At 74.2% G+C, this 16683-nt stretch carries 18 protein-coding genes; 8 read left to right on the top strand and 10 right to left on the bottom strand.

The features are described 5' to 3' along the window. The first annotated feature begins 16 nt into the window (after positions 1–16). Positions 17–403, top strand: a complete 387-nt coding sequence (locus ACZ6A9_RS19200; RefSeq protein WP_468986916.1) for a hypothetical protein — start codon at positions 17–19, stop codon at positions 401–403. Between the two features lie 158 nt (positions 404–561). Here ACZ6A9_RS19200 and ACZ6A9_RS19195 read toward each other — a convergent pair whose 3' ends face one another. The 7 genes from ACZ6A9_RS19195 to ACZ6A9_RS19165 all read right to left on the bottom strand — a co-directional run bounded on the left by ACZ6A9_RS19195 (position 562) and on the right by ACZ6A9_RS19165 (position 8555). Further along, entirely contained in the window at positions 562–1581 is a 1020-nt protein-coding gene (locus ACZ6A9_RS19195; RefSeq protein ID WP_468986913.1) for a hemolysin family protein, read from the bottom strand. Beyond that, a complete protein-coding gene (locus ACZ6A9_RS19190) occupies positions 1578–2915 on the bottom strand; it encodes a hemolysin family protein (protein WP_468986910.1) in 1338 nt (445 codons plus the stop codon). The genes ACZ6A9_RS19195 and ACZ6A9_RS19190 overlap by 4 nt, the downstream gene beginning before the upstream one ends. A gap of 163 nt (positions 2916–3078) precedes the next feature. Continuing rightward, positions 3079–4104 (bottom strand): hemolysin family protein, encoded by a 1026-nt coding sequence (locus ACZ6A9_RS19185; protein ID WP_468986906.1) that lies wholly within the window; start codon positions 4102–4104, stop codon positions 3079–3081. Continuing rightward, positions 4101–5438, bottom strand: a complete 1338-nt coding sequence (locus ACZ6A9_RS19180; RefSeq protein WP_468986900.1) for a hemolysin family protein — start codon at positions 5436–5438, stop codon at positions 4101–4103. The genes ACZ6A9_RS19185 and ACZ6A9_RS19180 overlap by 4 nt, the downstream gene beginning before the upstream one ends. Positions 5439–5880: 442 nt before the next feature. Continuing rightward, entirely contained in the window at positions 5881–6876 is a 996-nt protein-coding gene (locus ACZ6A9_RS19175; RefSeq protein ID WP_468986894.1) for an Acg family FMN-binding oxidoreductase, read from the bottom strand. A gap of 110 nt (positions 6877–6986) precedes the next feature. Beyond that, a complete protein-coding gene (locus ACZ6A9_RS19170) occupies positions 6987–7436 on the bottom strand; it encodes a pyridoxamine 5'-phosphate oxidase family protein (RefSeq protein ID WP_468986892.1) in 450 nt (149 codons plus the stop codon). Between the two features lie 237 nt (positions 7437–7673). Further along, positions 7674–8555, bottom strand: a complete 882-nt coding sequence (locus ACZ6A9_RS19165; RefSeq protein WP_468986887.1) for a universal stress protein — start codon at positions 8553–8555, stop codon at positions 7674–7676. A 320-nt stretch (positions 8556–8875) separates the two neighbouring features. On the opposite strand from ACZ6A9_RS19165, the gene ACZ6A9_RS19160 reads away from it, so the two are divergent. Both ACZ6A9_RS19160 and ACZ6A9_RS19155 read left to right on the top strand, forming a co-directional pair. Beyond that, a complete protein-coding gene (locus ACZ6A9_RS19160) occupies positions 8876–9823 on the top strand; it encodes a sporulation protein (protein WP_468986884.1) in 948 nt (315 codons plus the stop codon). 91 nt (positions 9824–9914) lie between these two features. Continuing rightward, entirely contained in the window at positions 9915–10370 is a 456-nt protein-coding gene (locus tag ACZ6A9_RS19155) for a tellurite resistance TerB family protein (RefSeq protein WP_468986882.1), read from the top strand. Between the two features lie 64 nt (positions 10371–10434). On the opposite strand, the gene ACZ6A9_RS19150 is transcribed toward ACZ6A9_RS19155, so the two are convergent. Then, positions 10435–11367, bottom strand: a complete 933-nt coding sequence (locus ACZ6A9_RS19150) for a M56 family metallopeptidase (protein ID WP_468986880.1) — start codon at positions 11365–11367, stop codon at positions 10435–10437. A 6-nt stretch (positions 11368–11373) separates the two neighbouring features. Next, positions 11374–11763, bottom strand: coding sequence for a BlaI/MecI/CopY family transcriptional regulator (locus tag ACZ6A9_RS19145; RefSeq protein ID WP_468986875.1), 390 nt, complete (start codon positions 11761–11763; stop codon positions 11374–11376). Positions 11764–11913: 150 nt separating this feature from the next. Here ACZ6A9_RS19145 and ACZ6A9_RS19140 point away from each other — a divergent pair, with 150 nt between their 5' ends. The 4 genes from ACZ6A9_RS19140 (at position 11914) to dhaM (ending at position 14380) form a co-directional block, all read left to right on the top strand. After that, positions 11914–12111: a twin-arginine translocase TatA/TatE family subunit gene (locus ACZ6A9_RS19140; protein ID WP_468986873.1), complete on the top strand. Its 198-nt coding sequence runs from the start codon at positions 11914–11916 to the stop codon at positions 12109–12111. Positions 12112–12321: 210 nt separating this feature from the next. Beyond that, positions 12322–13314, top strand: coding sequence for a dihydroxyacetone kinase subunit DhaK (dhaK, locus tag ACZ6A9_RS19135; RefSeq protein WP_468986871.1), 993 nt, complete (start codon positions 12322–12324; stop codon positions 13312–13314). Positions 13315–13362: 48 nt separating this feature from the next. Next, the gene (gene dhaL / locus ACZ6A9_RS19130) at positions 13363–13977 is read left to right on the top strand and encodes a dihydroxyacetone kinase subunit DhaL (RefSeq protein ID WP_468986868.1); all 615 of its coding nucleotides are present in this window, start codon (positions 13363–13365) and stop codon (positions 13975–13977) included. Beyond that, on the top strand, positions 13970–14380 hold the full coding sequence (gene dhaM, locus ACZ6A9_RS19125; RefSeq protein ID WP_468986864.1) for a dihydroxyacetone kinase phosphoryl donor subunit DhaM: 411 nt from the start codon (positions 13970–13972) through the stop codon (positions 14378–14380). Before dhaL ends, dhaM begins: the two co-directional genes overlap by 8 nt. Positions 14381–14399: 19 nt before the next feature. Here the strand turns inward: dhaM and ACZ6A9_RS19120 are convergent, their stop codons facing one another. Next, positions 14400–15290 (bottom strand): glycoside hydrolase family 75 protein, encoded by an 891-nt coding sequence (locus ACZ6A9_RS19120; protein WP_468987232.1) that lies wholly within the window; start codon positions 15288–15290, stop codon positions 14400–14402. 385 nt (positions 15291–15675) lie between these two features. On the opposite strand from ACZ6A9_RS19120, the gene ACZ6A9_RS19115 reads away from it, so the two are divergent. Then, positions 15676–16680, top strand: coding sequence for a fibronectin type III domain-containing protein (locus tag ACZ6A9_RS19115; RefSeq protein ID WP_468986861.1), 1005 nt, complete (start codon positions 15676–15678; stop codon positions 16678–16680). Positions 16681–16683: the final 3 nt, after the last annotated feature.

Raw genomic sequence — 16683 nt, 5'->3', positions numbered from 1 at the left:
GCCCACGGGAGCTCCGATGTGGAAGCGCAGGAAGCACGCACGGCGTCCGGAGACCGTCGCACCGCAGCTGTGCGACCTGTGCGCGAGGACGTTCCCCGAGGGTGAGGCGGTGCGCGGATACGTCGCGGACTCCTCCGCCGCTCACCCCACCGACGAGTGGCACGACGGTCTGCGCCGTGTCACCGCCTGCTGCGCGGCCCACCTCGACGTGGTGCGTGAGGCGTACGGGCGCCGCCCGTTCGTGATCGAGGAGCTCTGGGCCGCCAAGATCAGCCGGGTCATGACGTCCGGCCCGCCGGAGCTCTCCATGGACCGGCTCGCCCGCCGCACCGGCCTCGACGAGCCCGACATCCGGCGGGCCATCGCCTGGCACAACGAACGACGCCGTCGGCTGGACGGGTGACCCGGGCCGACGGCCGGCGACGCCGCTCCCCCGTCGCGCCGGTGGCGGCGGCTGCGGCGCGCTGCGACCGCGGTGCGGGACGCGCCTGACGCGAGGGCGCCCCGTCCGGCCGGGGCCGGACGGGGCGCCGGTGGGAACGCCGCGTGAGTGGTCCGTTCCTACGCCGTCTGGGGCTGCAGGAAACGGGCCAGCAGGTCGTCCAGGGCCACCAGGCCGGTCAGGGTACCGGAGGCGTCACGGACGACGGCGAGCGAGGAGCGGCGGCGGCGCAGCAGGTCGATCGCCTCGGCGACCGTCGCGTCCTCGGTCAGGCCGGGTACCGGGCGGGCCAGCGCGCGGGCGCTGGTGGCCCGGCCCTGGGCGCGGGCGACCACGGCGTCGCGGGCGTGCACCGAGCCGAGGACGGTGTCGTGCTCGCGGACCAGCAGCCGGGTGCGGTCCCGGGACGCCGCCACGCGCAGGATCTCGTCGAGGTCGGCGCCGCCGTCCACCCAGACGATCTCGGCGGCCGGCACCCTCAGCTCCCGCACCGGGGTGTCGGGTTCGGTCAGTGAGCGGGTCAGCAGGTCCGAGTCCGTCTCGCTGATCAGGCCGAGCCGCTCGGACTCCGCGACCAGGTGGGTGAGCTGCTCCCGGTTGTGCACCGAGGCCAGCTCGTCACGAGGGGTGACCCGGCACAGCCGTACGAGGGCGTTACTCACCGCGTTCAGCACCCGGATCAGCGGCCGTACGACCTTCACCACGGCCCGGAAGGGCGGGGAGAGCAGCATCGCGGAGCGCTCGGGGTGGGCGATGGCCCACGACTTGGGGGCCATCTCACCGACGACCATGTGCAGGAACACCACGACGATCATGGCGACGGCGAAGGCCACCGCGTAGCTGACCGCGCTGGGCAGGCCCAGCCGGTGCAGCAGCGGGTCGAGTTCGTGCGAGATCGCGGGCTTGGACACCGAGCCCAGGCCCAGCGTGCACACGGTGATGCCGAGCTGGGCGCCGGCCAGCATCAGGGACAGTTCGCGCATGCCGGCCAGGGCGGCCTTGGCCCCGCGCCTGCCCTCGGCCGCCGCCTTCTCCATGCGGTGCCGTTTCGCCGCGACCAGCGCGAACTCGGCGGCCACGAAGAATCCGCTGCCGATCAGCAGCAGCACGGTGACGAAGAGCGCCATCGGGAAACTCATGCCTGCTCCTCCGTCTCCGGGGCCTGCCGCTCGATCCGCACGCGGTCGGGGACGTGCCGGTCGAGGGTGCGTACGTCGATGACGGCGCTCGCGCCGTCGGACAGCTCGACGGTGAGCCGGTCCCCGATGGCCGGGAAGCGGCCGAGCCGGTCGACGATCAGGCCGGCCACGGTCTCGTAGTCGTCCTCCTCGGGCAGCTCGATGCCGGTGGCCTCGGCCACCTCGTCGAGCCGGCGCCCGGCGTCCACCAGCCAGCCGCCGCCGGCGGCGACGGCGACCTCGGTGACGGTGTCGGACTCGTCCGCGATGTCGCCGACGAGTTCCTCCGCGATGTCCTCGTAGGTGACGATGCCGGCGACGCCGCCGTGCTCGTCCAGGACGACCGCGAACTCGTCGTCGCGCTCGCGCATCTGGGTCACGGCGTCGGGCAGCGGCAGGGTGTCCGGCAGCAGCAGCGGCCTCCGGGCCACCGCTCCCGCCGTGGTGGCGGCGAGCCGGTCCGCGGGCAGACGCATCAGCTCGGCCACGCCGAGGACACCGCCGATGTCGTCGGGGTGGTCGCCGAGCACCGGGTAGTTGGAGTGGCCGTACTGGGCGATCAGGTCGACCGCTTCGGCGGCGGTGGCGTCCTCGCGGACGAAGACGGCGTCCACGCGGGGCACCATCACCTCGTTCAGTGTGCGCTCGGAGAACTCCAGGGCGTGGTCGAGCAGGGCGGCGGTGTCCCCGGGCAGGGCCCCCTTCTCGTGGGACTCGCCGATCAGATGGCCCAGCTCCTCCAGGGTGGCGCCGTGGTGCAGCTCCTCGACCGGTTCGATGCCGGCCCGGCGCAGCAGCTTGTTCGCGGCCGCGTCGAAGACGTGCACGAGCGGGCCGACGACCTTGAGGTAGGCGAGCGTGGAGCCGGCCAGCGCCTTCGCCAGGCGTTCCGGCACGGCGATGGCGAGGTTCTTCGGGGCCAGTTCGCCCAGCACCATCTGCACGACCGTGGCCAGGACGAAGGCGAGCACGACCGCGATGCCGCTCACGGCGGCGTTGGGGATGCCCGCGCCCGACAGCACCGGCCTGAGCAGCGCGGACACCGAGGGCTCGGCGATGAAGCCCACCACAAGGCCGGTGACGGTGATGCCGAGCTGGGCGCCCGACAGCATGAACGACAGCCGCTCCAGCACCTTCAGGGCGCGGGCGGCCTTGCGGTCACCGGTCTCGGCGTCGCGGGCCAGGGCGAGGCGGTCGGCGGAGACGTAGGCGAACTCCTGGGCGACGAAGTAGCCGGTGCCCGCGGTCAGGACGAAGACGGCCAGCAGGCCCAGGAGGGCGTTCGCGGCACTCATCGAACACCATCCCGCCGAGTGCCGTGCTCAGGTGGTGCCTGGCGGGATGGTCGGGGACTGTGCCCCGGGGGGTCCGTCGGTCTGGCGGACACGTACGTGCTCCTTCTGTGGGTGTGCAATGAGCCAACGCTTCCGGCCGGTGTCGTGTTCCCGGCCGGGCGGGTCAGGCGGTGGCGGGGGCCGCGGGTCCGACCAGTTCGGACAGGACGTCCTCCATGGTCACGAATCCGATGACGGTGCCACCTTCCCCGACGACGGCGGCGAGGTGGCTGCCCTCGCCCCGCAGGGCGGTGAGCGTGTCGTCGAGCGGGGTGTCGATGCGGACCCGGGTGATCTTGTGCAGCGAGGTGCGGGGGAAGGGCCGGTCACGTTCGGTGACGCCGAGGGTGTCCTTGACGTGCAGGTAGCCGAGGAGGGCACCGTCGGGGCCGGTCACCGGGAAGCGGGACAGGCCGGCCTCGGCCGCCAGCCGTTCCAGCCGGGCCGGGGTGACCGTGTGGTCGGTGGTGCGCATCCGCTGCACCGGGACCAGGATCTCACCGACCGGGCGGGTGCCCAGCTCCAGGGCGTCACGCAGCCGCTGCCCGTCGGCGGGGCCGAGCAGGCCGGCCTCACTGGAGTCGAGGACCATCCGGGCGAGCTGGTCGTCGGTGAACACCGACTCGACCTCGTCCTTCGGTTCGACGCGCAGCAGCCGCAGCAGGACGTTGGCGAAGGCGTTGATGCCGAAGACGAACGGCCGCAGCGCCCGGGTGAGCGCCACCAGCGGCGGGCCCAGCAGCAGGGCGCTGGGCACGGGCGCGGCGAGGGCGATGTTCTTGGGCACCATCTCGCCGATCAGCATGTGCAGATAGGTGGCGAGGGCCAGGGCGATGACGAACGCGATCGGGTGCACCAGGGCGTCCGGGATGTTCACCGCCTCGAAACCGGGCTCCAGCAGGTGCGCGATGGCGGGTTCGGCGACCGCGCCGAGCACCAGCGAGGACGCGGTGATGCCGAGCTGGGCGGTGGCCATCATGGCGGACAGGTGTTCCAGCGCCCACAGGGTCATCCGGGCGCGCTTCTCGCCCGCCTGGGCGCGCGGTTCGATCTGGCTGCGGCGCACCGAGATCAGGGCGAACTCGGCGCCGACGAAGAACGCGTTGGTCAGCAGGGTCAGGGCGCCGATGGCGAGCTGCAGGGCGGTCATCGGGCGCCTTCCAGTGCCTGGGCTAGCGGGGCCGGGGCCGGCTCGGTGACGCGTATGCGGTCGGCGCGGTGGTGCTCGACGTCCAGCACGTCCAGCCGCCAGCCGTCGAGTTCCACCACGTCGCCCTTGACGGGGATGCGGGCCAGGTGGGTGGCGATCAGCCCGGCGACGGTCTCGTACGGGCCGTCCGGCGCGGTGAGCCCGATGCCGGCGAGCCGGTCGAGGCGGACGCTGCCGTCGGCCTCCCAGACGGAGCGTCCGTCCTCGGTGCCCGGGGCGCGCGCCAGGTCGGGCATCTCGAAGGGGTCGTGCTCGTCGCGGACCTCGCCGACGACCTCCTCGACGATGTCCTCCACGGTGGCCACGCCCGCCGTGCCGCCGTACTCGTCGATGACCACGGCCATGGTGCGGTGCGCGCGCATCCGTTCCAGCAGCCGGTCGGCGGGGAGGCTGTCGGGGACCAGGAGGGGCGGGGCGGTCAGCTCGGTGACGGCCGTGCCGGCCCGGCGCTCGGGCTCCAGGGCGAGGACGTCGCGGATGTGGACGGTGCCGACCACCTCGTCGAGGCTGTCGCGGTAGACGGGGAAGCGGGAGAGTCCGGTGGCGTGGCTGAGGGCGGCGGCGTCGGCGGCCGTCGCGTGCACTTCGAGGGCCTTGACGTCGACCCGGGGGGTCATCACGTTCTCGGCCGTCAGCTCGCTCAGGTGCAGGGTGCGGACGAAGAGTTCCGCGGAGTCCGCCTCCAGGGCGCCCTCGGCGGCCGAGCGCCGGGCGAGCGCGCCCAGTTCCTCGGCGGTGCGCGCCGAGGCCAGTTCCTCGGCGGGCTCCAGACCGAGGCGGCGTACGAAGCGGTTGGCGGTGCTGTTGAGGTGCCCGATGAACGGGCCGAAGGCGGCGGTGAACGCGCGCTGGGGTCCGGCGACGACCTTGGCGACCGCGGCGGGCCGGGAGATCGCCCAGTTCTTCGGGACCAGCTCGCCGATCACCATCAGCATCACCGTCGACAGCGCCACGCCCAGCAGGGTCGCCACGGCCTGGGCGGCACCGCCCAGGCCGAGGGAGCGCAGGGGTGCGCGCAACAGCGCGGCGAGGGAGGGCTCGGCGAGCATGCCGATCACCAGTGAGGTGACCGTGATGCCGAGCTGGGCGCCGGACAACTGGAGTGTCAGGCGCCGTACCGCGCGCAGCGCGCCCTCGGCTCCGCGCTCGCCGGCTTCGGCGGCACGCTCCAGTTCACCGCGCTCGACGGTGGTGAGGGAGAACTCGGCCGCGACGAAGACCGCGCAGGCCAGGGTCAGCAGCAGTGCGAGCAGGAGCAGCAGGACCTCGGTCACCGTGCCACCCCCGCTCCCCTGCTGGCCGTACGGCACGGACGGGCGGTGGTGGCACGGCTGCTACTGGGAGGATCACCCATCGGGAGACCGTCGCTCCTTCTCGGACGCGTGGGAGGAATGGTGTGGAAGCAGGATGGCCTGTTTCTACGCCAACTGTAAAGGAGCCGCAAAGTCACAGGTTCGGGTGCCACGCCTGCGCGGCGCCCGGGGCCGCCGCCGGGCGGGGAGGGTGCGGCCCGTGACCGGGGCCGTCGCCGGGCGGACGCCACCGGATGGGAGACGCCCCCGGATGGGGGACGGCCCCGGATGGGAGACGCCCCCGGATGGGGCCCCGCCGAGGAGGGTGGGGTCCGTCCGGAGGGTGTCGGTGAGGCCGGCGAAGAACCGTGCCGGCACCGCGACGAGGACGGGGGCAGCCTCGTCCGGCGGGGCGGCGGACGTCTCAGGTGATCTCCAGCACGTCCTGGACGGGGCGGCGGGGGGTCGCCGGGCCCCGGGGGCCGTAGCCGAGGCGCAGCACCATGTGCACCTGCCCGGTGCCCGACGCCGGGTCGCGGGCCAGCATGCGCAGCGCCCGGTCCTCCAGGGCGTGCGAGGTGAGGGACGTCGCCAGGTCGGCCAGGGTGGCCTCCAGCAGGACGCGTTCCAGTGCCTGTCCGGCCCGCAGCCAGTCGGCGGGGCCCTCGCCGCGGGTGCTCAGCAGGGCCAGGTGGGGGGTGTTCTCGAACGCGGTGGTGCCGCGGTCGGCGACCGTGCGGCGGCCCGCGAAGTCACGGACGGGGGCCCGGCCGTCCCGCTTGCGCGGTCCGAACGCGTACTCGGGGATGCCGTCGACGGCGGTGTCCGCCTCGGCGCCCAGCCGGGTCCAGCGGAGCACGTCCTCGTTGGCGCCGGGGTCCGCGAGATCCCGGCTCTCCGCGTCGTGGACCAGGTCGAGCACCGTCTCGGCGTGCCAGGCACCGGGGAAGAGCAGCGCGGCCCCCTCCTGGGCCGCGGCGTTCTCCAGGGTCGCCCGCACCTCGCCGGGGAGGTCCCTGTCGGCGAAGGGGTGGCGGCTGGTGTGCCGTTGCCGGATCGCGGGGTGCAGTCGGCTCAGCTCCGCGTCCGCGGGGCGGTGCGGGAGCGGGGCGGACAGCCGGACGGCGGCGAGCAACAGGGGGTCGCCTGGGTCGGGCAGGAGGCCGGTGTCCGCGACGAGGTCCGCGTGGGCGGCGGCGACCCGGAGGTTGAACAGGGCGGCACCGCAGCCGATGTGCAGGGCCCGGTCGTCGGGGTCGGAGTGGGGCATGGCCCGTTCGGGGTCGGCGCGCAGCAGCAGGAGGTGTTCCGCGCCGCGGTAGTGGAAGCGCCACGGTTGGGCGTTGTGCATGGACGGTGCCGCGGTCGCCGCGGCGACCAGCGTGGTGACCGTCCTGTCGTCGAGCGGCCGCGAAGCCATGCCGTCCTCCTCACGCAACGGTTGCGGGCCCCGGTACACCGGCGGGTTCCCCTTTCGGTCTCCCGGAACCCGTGAGGCCCGGGGGGCGGGGTGCGGCCGGGCGCACGCCGTCAGCCTTCCACCGCCGCCAGGTCGACGCCGTACAGGGAGCGTCCGCCGACGAGTTCGCGGCCGGTGACGAGTTCGGGCTCGATCCGGACGAAGACCTCGTGCCGTGCGGGCACCCAGGAGACCGGTCCCGTACGGAACAGCCGCTCGCGTTCGGCGGGGTCGGTGACCACGGCGGCGGGGCCGGTGACCACCACGCTCCAGCCGGCCCGCCGGGCCGCGTCGACGTCGTCGGTCTCGAAGGCGACCACCGCGCGGTCGATCGCGTGGGCCAGCGCGGATCCCGCCGCGGTGCGCAGCAGCACGGCACCGTCGTGGCCGAGGACGAAGGTGACCGGCAGCACGGCCGGCATGGCCCGGCGCGTGTAGACGATGCGGCCGACGGGCACGGTGGCCATCAGCCTCAGGGCCTCCTTGCGCCCGAGTTCGCGGAAACCGTCTTCTGGATACATCGGCCAGTCCGTCCGTTTCGTGTCCGGTGCAGCGCTGCTGCGTTACTTCGACCCTGCGGCGGGCGGGCCGCGGAGGTGAGGGCCGACGGTCCCGGCGCGGGTGGCGAACGGCCCGGGATCGCGTCCGCCGGGCGGTACGGGGGCCGAGGGCGGCCTGTTCCGTCCGGGCGGACCGGCCGGCCGGGGTACGGGGGCCGCCGGAGGGCGGCCGTCCCCGTGCTCACCGCACCGCGTGTCTCACAGGTGCGGCACGACGGCCACCGGGCAGCCGGCCTGCTGGAGCAGGGTGTGGGTGACCGGGCCGGTGCGCGGGGCCCTCGGCCGGCCGGTGAGCCGGTGGCCGACGACCAGCAGTTCCGCCGTGGATGCCGCCCGCAGCAGGGCGTCCGCCGGCTTGCCCCGCACCACCGTCTCCAGGACGTCGACGTCGGGGTACTTGTCGCGCCACACGCGGAGCACCGCGGAGACGAAGCCCAGCCATTCCTCCGCCCGCTGGGGGTCGCCGACCAGGCCGACCTCGCCGGGGCCCAGGGTGAGCGGGTCCGGAGCGCGCCAGGCGTGCAGTACCCTCAGCCGCGCCCGGCGCAGGCGGGCCGACTCGAAGGCGAAGTCGATCACCTCGTCGCACGGTTCGGTGACGTCGAGGCCGAGGAGGACGTCGTGCCGTCCGGCGCCGGTCTCCGTGTCGGCGCCCGGCGGTGTCGCGGTGTCCGCCCGTACGAGGACGACGGGGTGCGTGGCCTTGGCCACCACACCGAGTGCGACCGATCCCATGAGGAATCCGCTGATCCGGCCCAGCCCGCGGGAACCGAGCACCAGCGGGTCGGCGTCCCCGGCCGCCTTCACCAGGGCGTCGACGGCCGGTCCCTCGACCTGGGCGTCGCGCAGGCGCACGCCGGGGCTCGCGGCGAGGGCGTGTTCCTCCGCCTGCCGCAGCACCCGCTGGGCCAGGGACCGGCGGGCCGCGCCCGCGATGGGCGCCTCACCGCGCGGGTTCCCCTCGCGCACGTGCAGCAGGTGGAGGGGCCGGCCGCGACGGGTGGCCTCGCGCGCCGCCCACGCGGTGGCGGCCAGGCTCTCGGCTGAACCATCGACTCCGACAACAACGGGCGAAAGCATGACACGCACCTCCGGGACGAGAGCTTCTTCCCCGCTTCCAGCATCGCCGCGCCGACGTCGCCGGCCCAGGGCCCTCAGGGTCGTCCTCCCGGGGCCATCAGGCCCCACGCGGGCGGCCCTCCGGCCGTACGGACGAGAGGTGACGTACATACGTGCGATCCCAACCGGCACGCACGGAAGGCGACTTGAGCCGGTGTGCGGGGACAGGGGCCGGTCGGACCACCTATGCTTCTACGCGTTTGTAGAACGAATGCCGTACGCCCACGGCGGTCGGCACCGTCCTCATGGAACACACGTACGTTTAAGGAGCGGACGCCCTCATGGTGTTCAAACGACTGCTCGGCTCGCTCGGCGTGGGCGGCCCCACCGTCGACACGGTCCTCACCCCGGGCCCGGTCCGGCCCGGCGGGGAACTGACCGGCCAGGTCCACATCAAGGGCGGCGGAACCGCCTTCGACATCGAGCACATCACCCTGGAGCTGGTGGCACGGGTGGAGGCCGAGCACGAGGAGGGCGAGAGCGAAGGCGTCGTCCCCTTCGGCCGGTTCACCGTCGGCGGCGGGTTCCGGCTCGCCGAGGACGAGGAACTCGACGTGCCGTTCGGGGTGACGCTGCCGTGGGAGACGCCCATCACCGAGCTGTACGGACAGCCGCTGGGCATCGTGCTCGGCGTGCGCACCGAGCTGTCGGTGGCGGGCGCCAGAGACAAGGGCGACCTCGACCCGCTGACCGTCGGCGCACTGCCCGTCCAGGAGGAGATCCTCGACGCGTTCGGCCGGCTGGGCTTCGGCTTCCGGTCGGCGGACCTGGAGTACGGGCACATCGGCGGGACCGGGCAGCAGCTGCCCTTCTACCAGGAGATCGAGATCACCCCGTCGCCGGAGCACGCGCACCGGGTGAACGAGATCGAGGTGACCTTCCTCGCCAACCCCGGCGGCATGGAGGTCGTCCTGGAGGCCGACAAGCGCGGTGGCCTCTTCTCCGGCGGCCACGACGCGCTCACCCGGTTCACCGTCGGCCACCACGACTCCCGCGACTGGAACAGCGAGGTCGACGGCTGGGTGCGCCGGCTGATCGGGCAGGGGGAGCACGCCGGACACCACGGCCACGGCGAGCACCACCACGACCCTCACCGGTCCGGCCCCGGCATGGGGACGGTCGTCGCGGCGGGCGCCGCCGGACTGGCCGTCGGTGTCGTCGGCGGCATGGTCGCGGCCGAGGTCGTCGACGAGGTCGGGGACTTCTTCGAGGGTGACGAGGAGGACTGACGGCGGCGGGCGCTTACTTCTACAGTACTGTAGAAGTAAGCCGTGCCCGGAGCCGCCCGCTCCGGGCACCCCCGACACGTACGGAGTCCTCATGGCCCTGTGGGACCGCCTCAAGGATTCTGCGTCCCAGATGCAGACTCAGCTGATGGCCAGGAAGAACGACCTCAAGAGCGGCGCCTTCCGCGACGCGAGCATGGCGATGTGCGCCCTGGTGGCGGCCGCCGACGGCACGGTGGACCCGTCCGAACGGCAGCGCGTGGCCCAGCTCATCGCCACCAACGAGGTGCTGCGGAACTTCCCCGCCGACGACCTGCGCCGCCGCTTCGAGGACAACATCGGCAAGCTCACCGCCGACTTCGCCCTCGGCAGGGTGAGCGTCATGCAGGAGATCGCCAAGGCGAAGAAGAAGCCCGCCGAGGCGCGGGCCGTCATCCAGATCGGCATCGTCATCGGCGGCGCCGACGGCGACTTCGACCAGCGCGAGCAGGCCGTGGTGCGCGAGGCGTGCTACGCCCTCGACCTTCCGCCGCACGAGTTCGACCTCTGACCGGACCGGACCGCGCGGCGGGCCGGCACCGGCTCGCCGCGCCCGCGCACCGGTGCCGCACGGGTCACAGGGGCGTGGCCGCGTACAGGATGAGCGCCATCGTCACGGCGGAGTTCGCGGACGACATGGCGGACATGACGGCCCCCGCGGCCGCGCCCCACGCCGCCAGCCCCACCACGGTGAACAGCGACGGCCAGCGCCGCACGGCCGGGGCGGGGGCGAGCAGGGCCGCCACCCGGCGGGGGACCGGCCCGGCCGCAGCGAGACCCGCCAGTGTGGGCACCGGAGTACCCCGGGACACCAGGGCCGCCCTGCCGATCGCGTGCGCCACGGCCCGGCGGCTGCCGACCCGCTGGGCGGCGTCCTCGTCCGCCCACCGTTCCGCCGTGTACGCCACCGCGGTCCGCAGCGGCCGCAGGAACGGGTTGGCCCGCGCGGCCAACTGGACCGCGAGGAGGAAACGGTGGTGCCGTCCCGCCAGATGGGCCCGCTCGTGCGCGAACAGCGCCCGGCGCTCGGCCGGCCCGAGCCGCTCCAGCAGCCCGGTGGTCACCACCACCCGGTCCCGCCGCCCGCCCGGCAGCGCGTACGCGTACGGCACCCCGTCCGGGAGGACCGCCACCTCCGTCCCGCGCAGCCCGGACAGCGCCCGGTGGGCACGGCGGCGTACCCGGCCGTGCCGCCACAGTGTCCGGCAGCACGCCACCACCACCGCGCACAGGGCGGGGATCGCGGCTTTGCCGACGATCTCGTCGTACGGGACGGCGGCGCGCACCTCGGGGTCGGACCAGCCGTCGGGCAGGGGGTTGCCCGGCAGCTGGGCGGTGCCGACCACCATCACCAGCGCCAGGCACACGGTGCTGCACACCGCCATCACCGCGGCCACCCAGGTCAGCAGCCGGGTCGCGCTCCGCGGGTGCAGATGGTGCTCGGCGAGGCGCGCGATCGGCCAGGCGGTCAGGGGCAGCACCAGCGGCAGAAAGACGAAGACCCCCATGACGGCTCAGTCTTCCCCGTCGCTCTCCGGCCGTTCCAGCAGTTCCCGCAGCAGGCGCTCGTCGGCCGGACCGAGGCCGGTGACGAAACTGGCCAGTACCGCATGCCGGTCGCTCTCGGCGTCCAGCACCTTGCGCATCCGGTGCGCGGCCAGGCCCGCCTGGTCCGACGCGGGCGTCCACGCGAAGGACCGGCCCGCTCGATCGCGGGTGACCGCGCCCTTGGCCAGCAGCCTGGTCAGGATCGTGATGACGGTCGTGTAGGCGAGGTCCGTGCCGAGGCGCTCCTGCACCCATCCGGCCGTCGCCGGGCCGTCCGCCTCCCGCAGCGCCGACAGGACCATCGCCTCCAGCTCGCCCTGCCCCCGCCGCCGGGAACGCTGCCGCTCCTCCGTCACGCCCTGACTCCCTTCCGCCACCGCCGGTTCGCCGGGCAGACATCGTATAGACGCCCTCCCGGAACGCCCGCGCGGCCCACAGGACCCCCCTCCTAATCTACAGTGATGTAGATTCGCGCCCCGGCCCCGGAGAAGGAGCAGGAAACCCCCATGTTCGGACTGAGCGAACTGGCCGTCATCCTCGTCGTCGTCATCGCCGTCCTCGCCGTCAGGAAGGGTCCGGACCTCATCCGCTCGGCGGGCAAGTCGACGCGCATCCTGAAGGCCGAGACCCGCGCGCTGCGGACGCCCGGGCCCGAAGAGGCCGAGCGCCCCGGCGGCACACCGCCGCAGGACGGCAGGCCGTGATCCTGCCCCGGTGAAGCTCCTTCTCCCGTGAGGGCCGGCGGGCCGCTCCGGCGACGACATGAGCGGGCGCGGAGGCGGGCAGGAGGGTCATCGGCGGCGACTCGAACGGCCCCGGGCCGGGCGTCGCCCCGCGTGACCAACGGTGCCGCAAGGCCGATACTGCCCATAGAAGGATCTCCCGCCGTCGGCCGACCCTCTGAGGAGATAGCCGTGAAGATGCTGATCAACGTACCGGAGACCGTGGTGGCGGACGCGCTGCGCGGCATGGCCGCGGCGCACCCCGAGCTGGCGGTGGACGTGGAGAGGCGGGTGATCGCCCGCAAGGACGCCCCGGTGGCCGGGAAGGTGGGCCTGGTGTCCGGCGGAGGTTCCGGACACGAGCCCCTGCACGGCGGCTTCGTGGGTCCCGGGATGCTGTCGGCGGCCTGTCCGGGCGAGGTGTTCACCTCTCCCGTGCCCGACCAGATGGTGCGGGCCGCCGCGGCCGTGGACAGCGGGGCCGGGGTGCTGTTCATCGTGAAGAACTACACCGGTGACGTGCTCAACTTCGACATGGCCGCCGAGCTGGCCGAGGACGAGGGCATCCAGGTCGCGAAGGTCCTGGTCAACGACGACGTGGCGGTGACCGACAGCCTGTACACGGCCGGGCGCCGGGGCACCGGCGCGACGCTGTTCGTGGAGAAGATCGCGGGGGCGGCCGCCGAGGCGGGCCTGCCGCTGGAGCGGGTGGAGGCCATCGCCCGGCAGGTGAACGAGAACTCCCGCAGCTTCGGCGTTGCCCTGAGCGCCTGCACCACCCCGTCCAAGGGCACGCCGACCTTCGATCTGCCCGAGGGGGAGCTGGAGCTGGGCATCGGCATCCACGGCGAGCCGGGCCGGGAGCGGCGTCCGATGATGACGTCCGCCGAGATCGCCGAGGCCGCCCTCGACGCGATCCTGGCCGACATCACCCCACGCAACCCGGTGCTGGTCCTGGTCAACGGCATGGGCGCCACCCCGCTGCTGGAGCTGTACGGCTTCAACGCCGAGGTGCAGCGTGTGCTGGGCGAGCGCGGGGTCCCCGTGGCGCGCGTGCTGGTCGGCAACTACGTCACGTCGCTCGACATGGCGGGTGCCTCGGTCAGCCTGTGCCAGATCGACGAGGAGCTGCTGCGGCTGTGGGACGCCCCGGTGCGCACTCCGGGGCTGCGCTGGGGCATGTGAAGAACGCCGGGTGACGGTTCCGGAGTACCTACCACGCGAGGAGTTCCCGTGCTCGACGCCGACTTCTTCCGCCGTTGGATGACGGCCGCCGCCGCGTCCGTCGACCGCGAGGCGGACCGGCTCACCGCCCTCGACTCGCCGATCGGGGACGCCGATCACGGCACCAACATGCAGCGCGGGTTCCGCGCGGTGCGGGACGCGCTCGACAAGGAGCCGCCCGCCACCCCGGGGGCGGTACTGACCCAGGCAGGGCGCCTGCTCATCTCGACGGTGGGCGGTGCGTCGGGGCCGCTGTACGGGACCCTGCTGCGCCGCGCCGGCAAGACGCTCGGTGACGCCGCCGAGGTGGACGAGCGGCAGCTGGCCGAGGCGCTGCGCGCCGGTACGGACGCGGTGATGCAGCTCGGCGGGGCGGCGCCGGGTGACAAGACGATGATCGACGCGCTGGTGCCCGCGGTGGACGCGCTCGGCGACTCCTTCGCAGCCGCCCGTGACGCGGCTCAGGAGGGGGCCGTCGCGACGACGCCCCTGCAGGCCCGCAAGGGGAGGGCCAGCTATCTGGGGGAGCGCAGCATCGGTCACCAGGACCCGGGGGCGACGTCGTCGGCGCTGCTGATCGCCGCGCTCCTCGACGCCTCGGACACGGAGGCGGGCCGTGAGTGACGACAAGCTGGTGGGAATCGTGCTGGTGTCGCACAGCGCGACGGTCGCCGAGTCGGTGGCGGAGCTGGCGAAGGGCCTGGCGGGCTCCGGCGACACGGTCGCCGTGGCCCCGGCGGGCGGCACGCAGGGCGGGGACCTCGGCACCAGCGCCGAGCTGATAGCGGCCGCGGCCGCCTCGGTCGACCGTGGGGCCGGGGTGGCGGTGCTCACCGATCTGGGGAGCGCGGTGCTCACCGTGAAGACTTTGCTCGCCGAGGGGGACGAACTGCCCGAGCGCACGCGGCTGGTGGACGCGCCGTTCGTCGAGGGGGCGGTGGCCGCGGTGGTCACGGCGTCCACGGGCGCGGACCTGGCCGCGGTGGAGGCGGCGGCCGCGGAGGCCTACACGTACCGCAAGACGTGACGGGGCCGGTGACGGCCGGTCAGTCGCCGCCGTCCACGAACGCGCGGGCCAGCCGCTCCCCCTCGGTGGCCGCGGCCTCGTGGTCCTCGACGGGGGTCACCTCGCTGTCCTTGAACACGATGTAGGTGACCCCCGCGGGGGTGCCGCCGCTGCGCGGGTCCGGGTCGATGCCGAGCGACTCGGCCGCGGCGTGGGAGGCCTCGCCGATGATGCCCGCCGGGCCGGTGTCGCCGACGACCGCGTAACGCACCCGGTCGCGGTACACCAGGGCCGCGACCGACCCGCCGCGCACACCGTGGGACCGGTAGTTCCAGACGGTGCTGGGGGCGGGCACCACGACGTAGGGCAGCTTCTCGGCCTTCAGCGGCCGGCCGTCGGACTGGGCGAAGGCGGTGGAGGCGGAGAAGTGGGGGTCGGTGCGGGCGTTGCAGCGGCTGCCCGGGCGGCCGTCGCAGTCGATGTCCATGTCGGCCTTCCAGAACACGGCCTCGCGGGTGCCGCAGACCGGGACGGTGGCCCGGGCACCCTGGTCCTCGCGGTAGCGGCCGTGGGAGACGGGCGTGCAGGTGCGCACCTTGTCCAGCAGCTCGGCGGCGCTGACCGGGGCCGTGCTCCGCCGGGCGACGGTCTCGGCACGGCGTGCGACGGCGGGGTCCGTACGCCGCGGGGAGTCGGGGTCGGTGCGGGCGGTCGCGGGCCCGGTGCGCCGCGGGGAGAGCGGGCCGGTGTTCCCCGTGGGGACGAGTTGTGGCCGTCCCGGGGTGACGGGTGACATCTGCCGCGGGGCGACGGGGTGCGCGCGCCGTGCCGCCTGTTCGGTGCGGGGCTGGAGCGCGGCCCCGGGGGGCGACGAGGGGGCCAGCAGGGCGACACCGGCCAGGACCAGGGTGAGCGGTGGGACACGGGACACGATCAAGAGGGCCTCTCGTCGGGGACACTGACGCACACACTCGGGCACTTTGCCCCATTTTGTCCGGGTGTGGCGACGTGACAGCCCCGTACGGGCCGGACGGCACACGATCGCGCGGGCGACCTCGCCGGGGACCGGAGCACGGGCGCCTCCCGGCCCGGGCCGCCCACCGTCGGCGCCGGTGCGGGATCCCGCGACGACGGCGATCCGGGCCGGGGGGCGAACCCGCCCGCCATGGCGGGCGGTTCGGCCGGCCCGGGACGCCCGGCACCCGCACCACGTCCACCGCGAGGCCCGACCTCTTGATGCGGCCGCGTCAGAGCGCGCATATTGGTACGGACCAATAGACCGGGTCGTCCCGCGTTCCCCCCAGGGAGGCAGAGTCGTGCGTGGCATTCCCCCAGCCGTGTCCCCGCGTCGCCTCCTCTCGCTCTGCGGGGTCCTCCTGATGGTGGCCTCCTGCCGGGCGGGCGGGTCCGGCGACGCGGGGAGCGAGCGGCCACCCGCCGCGCCCACCGGCGTCACGGCCGAGGCGGGCAGCGCCACCGGCGTGCACGTCATGTGGAACGCCGTCGCCGACTCCGACGCGGAGGTGAGCCGGTACGAGGTGTACCGGGACGCCGTCAAGGTCGCGGACGTGCCCGGTTCGCAGCACATGGTGGACGTCACCGGGCTTCACCCCGCGACCGCCCACGCCTTCACGGTGCGGGTACGGGACACCGACGGCCGCCTCGGTCCACCCAGCCAGGAGGCACGGGCGACGACCCCCGCGGCGGGCGCGGCCGACGACTCCCCGCCCACGCGTCCCGCCGGAACGCGTGGCCGCGCGGCCGGGAGCCGGGCGGCCCAGCTGTCGTGGTCCGCCTCCACGGACGACCGGGACGTGGTGTCGTACGACATCCACCAGGGCGGGACGAAGATCCACAGTGTGGGCGGGGGCCGGACGGCCACTGTCGTCACGGGGCTGCGGCCGGGAACCCGTTACGCGTTCACCGTCCGGGCCAGGGACGCGGCCGGCAACGTCTCCCCGCCCGGCGCCGTCGTCCGCCTCACCACCGCCGGCGGCACGGACGGCGGAGCGGCCACCGCCCCCACCGGATTCCGCGCCACCACCAGCCAGGAGCCCGACGGCGCCCACTACCTCGCCCTGACCTGGGTGCCGCCACGCGTCGACGGGGTGATCACCGAGTACGAGGTGCGCCTGGACGGCCGCACCGCCACCTCGCTCGTCTACGGCGCCGACGCGCCGCGCGACCGGGCGGCCCACCGCTTCTACCTGGGCAGGGATGCGGGAGTCACCCACCGGGTGCGGATCCGGGCGATGCTGCCCGACGGAACCTGGGGCGGCTTCTCCGCCGAGCGCACGGTGACGACCGGCGGGCCCTCCTGAGCC

The sequence above is a fragment of the Streptomyces sp. NPDC041124 genome, from assembly GCF_055592385.1.
This window is presented reverse-complemented; position numbering and strand designations above follow the sequence as displayed.

Bases quoted from the DNA above. Each gene is read 5' to 3' on its own strand.
- ACZ6A9_RS19150 (WP_468986880.1), bottom strand. From the start codon at position 11,367: ATGGGGGTCTTCGTCTTTCTGCCGCTGGTGCTGCCCCTGACCGCCTGG.
- ACZ6A9_RS19170 (WP_468986892.1), bottom strand. From the start codon at position 7,436: ATGTATCCAGAAGACGGTTTCCGCGAACTCGGGCGCAAGGAGGCCCTG.
- ACZ6A9_RS19190 (WP_468986910.1), bottom strand. From the start codon at position 2,915: ATGAGTGCCGCGAACGCCCTCCTGGGCCTGCTGGCCGTCTTCGTCCTG.
- ACZ6A9_RS19185 (WP_468986906.1), bottom strand. From the start codon at position 4,104: ATGACCGCCCTGCAGCTCGCCATCGGCGCCCTGACCCTGCTGACCAAC.
- ACZ6A9_RS19175 (WP_468986894.1), bottom strand. From the start codon at position 6,876: ATGGCTTCGCGGCCGCTCGACGACAGGACGGTCACCACGCTGGTCGCC.
- ACZ6A9_RS19200 (WP_468986916.1), top strand. From the start codon at position 17: ATGTGGAAGCGCAGGAAGCACGCACGGCGTCCGGAGACCGTCGCACCG.
- ACZ6A9_RS19140 (WP_468986873.1), top strand. From the start codon at position 11,914: ATGTTCGGACTGAGCGAACTGGCCGTCATCCTCGTCGTCGTCATCGCC.
- ACZ6A9_RS19155 (WP_468986882.1), top strand. From the start codon at position 9,915: ATGGCCCTGTGGGACCGCCTCAAGGATTCTGCGTCCCAGATGCAGACT.
- ACZ6A9_RS19165 (WP_468986887.1), bottom strand. From the start codon at position 8,555: ATGCTTTCGCCCGTTGTTGTCGGAGTCGATGGTTCAGCCGAGAGCCTG.
- ACZ6A9_RS19195 (WP_468986913.1), bottom strand. From the start codon at position 1,581: ATGAGTTTCCCGATGGCGCTCTTCGTCACCGTGCTGCTGCTGATCGGC.
- ACZ6A9_RS19160 (WP_468986884.1), top strand. From the start codon at position 8,876: ATGGTGTTCAAACGACTGCTCGGCTCGCTCGGCGTGGGCGGCCCCACC.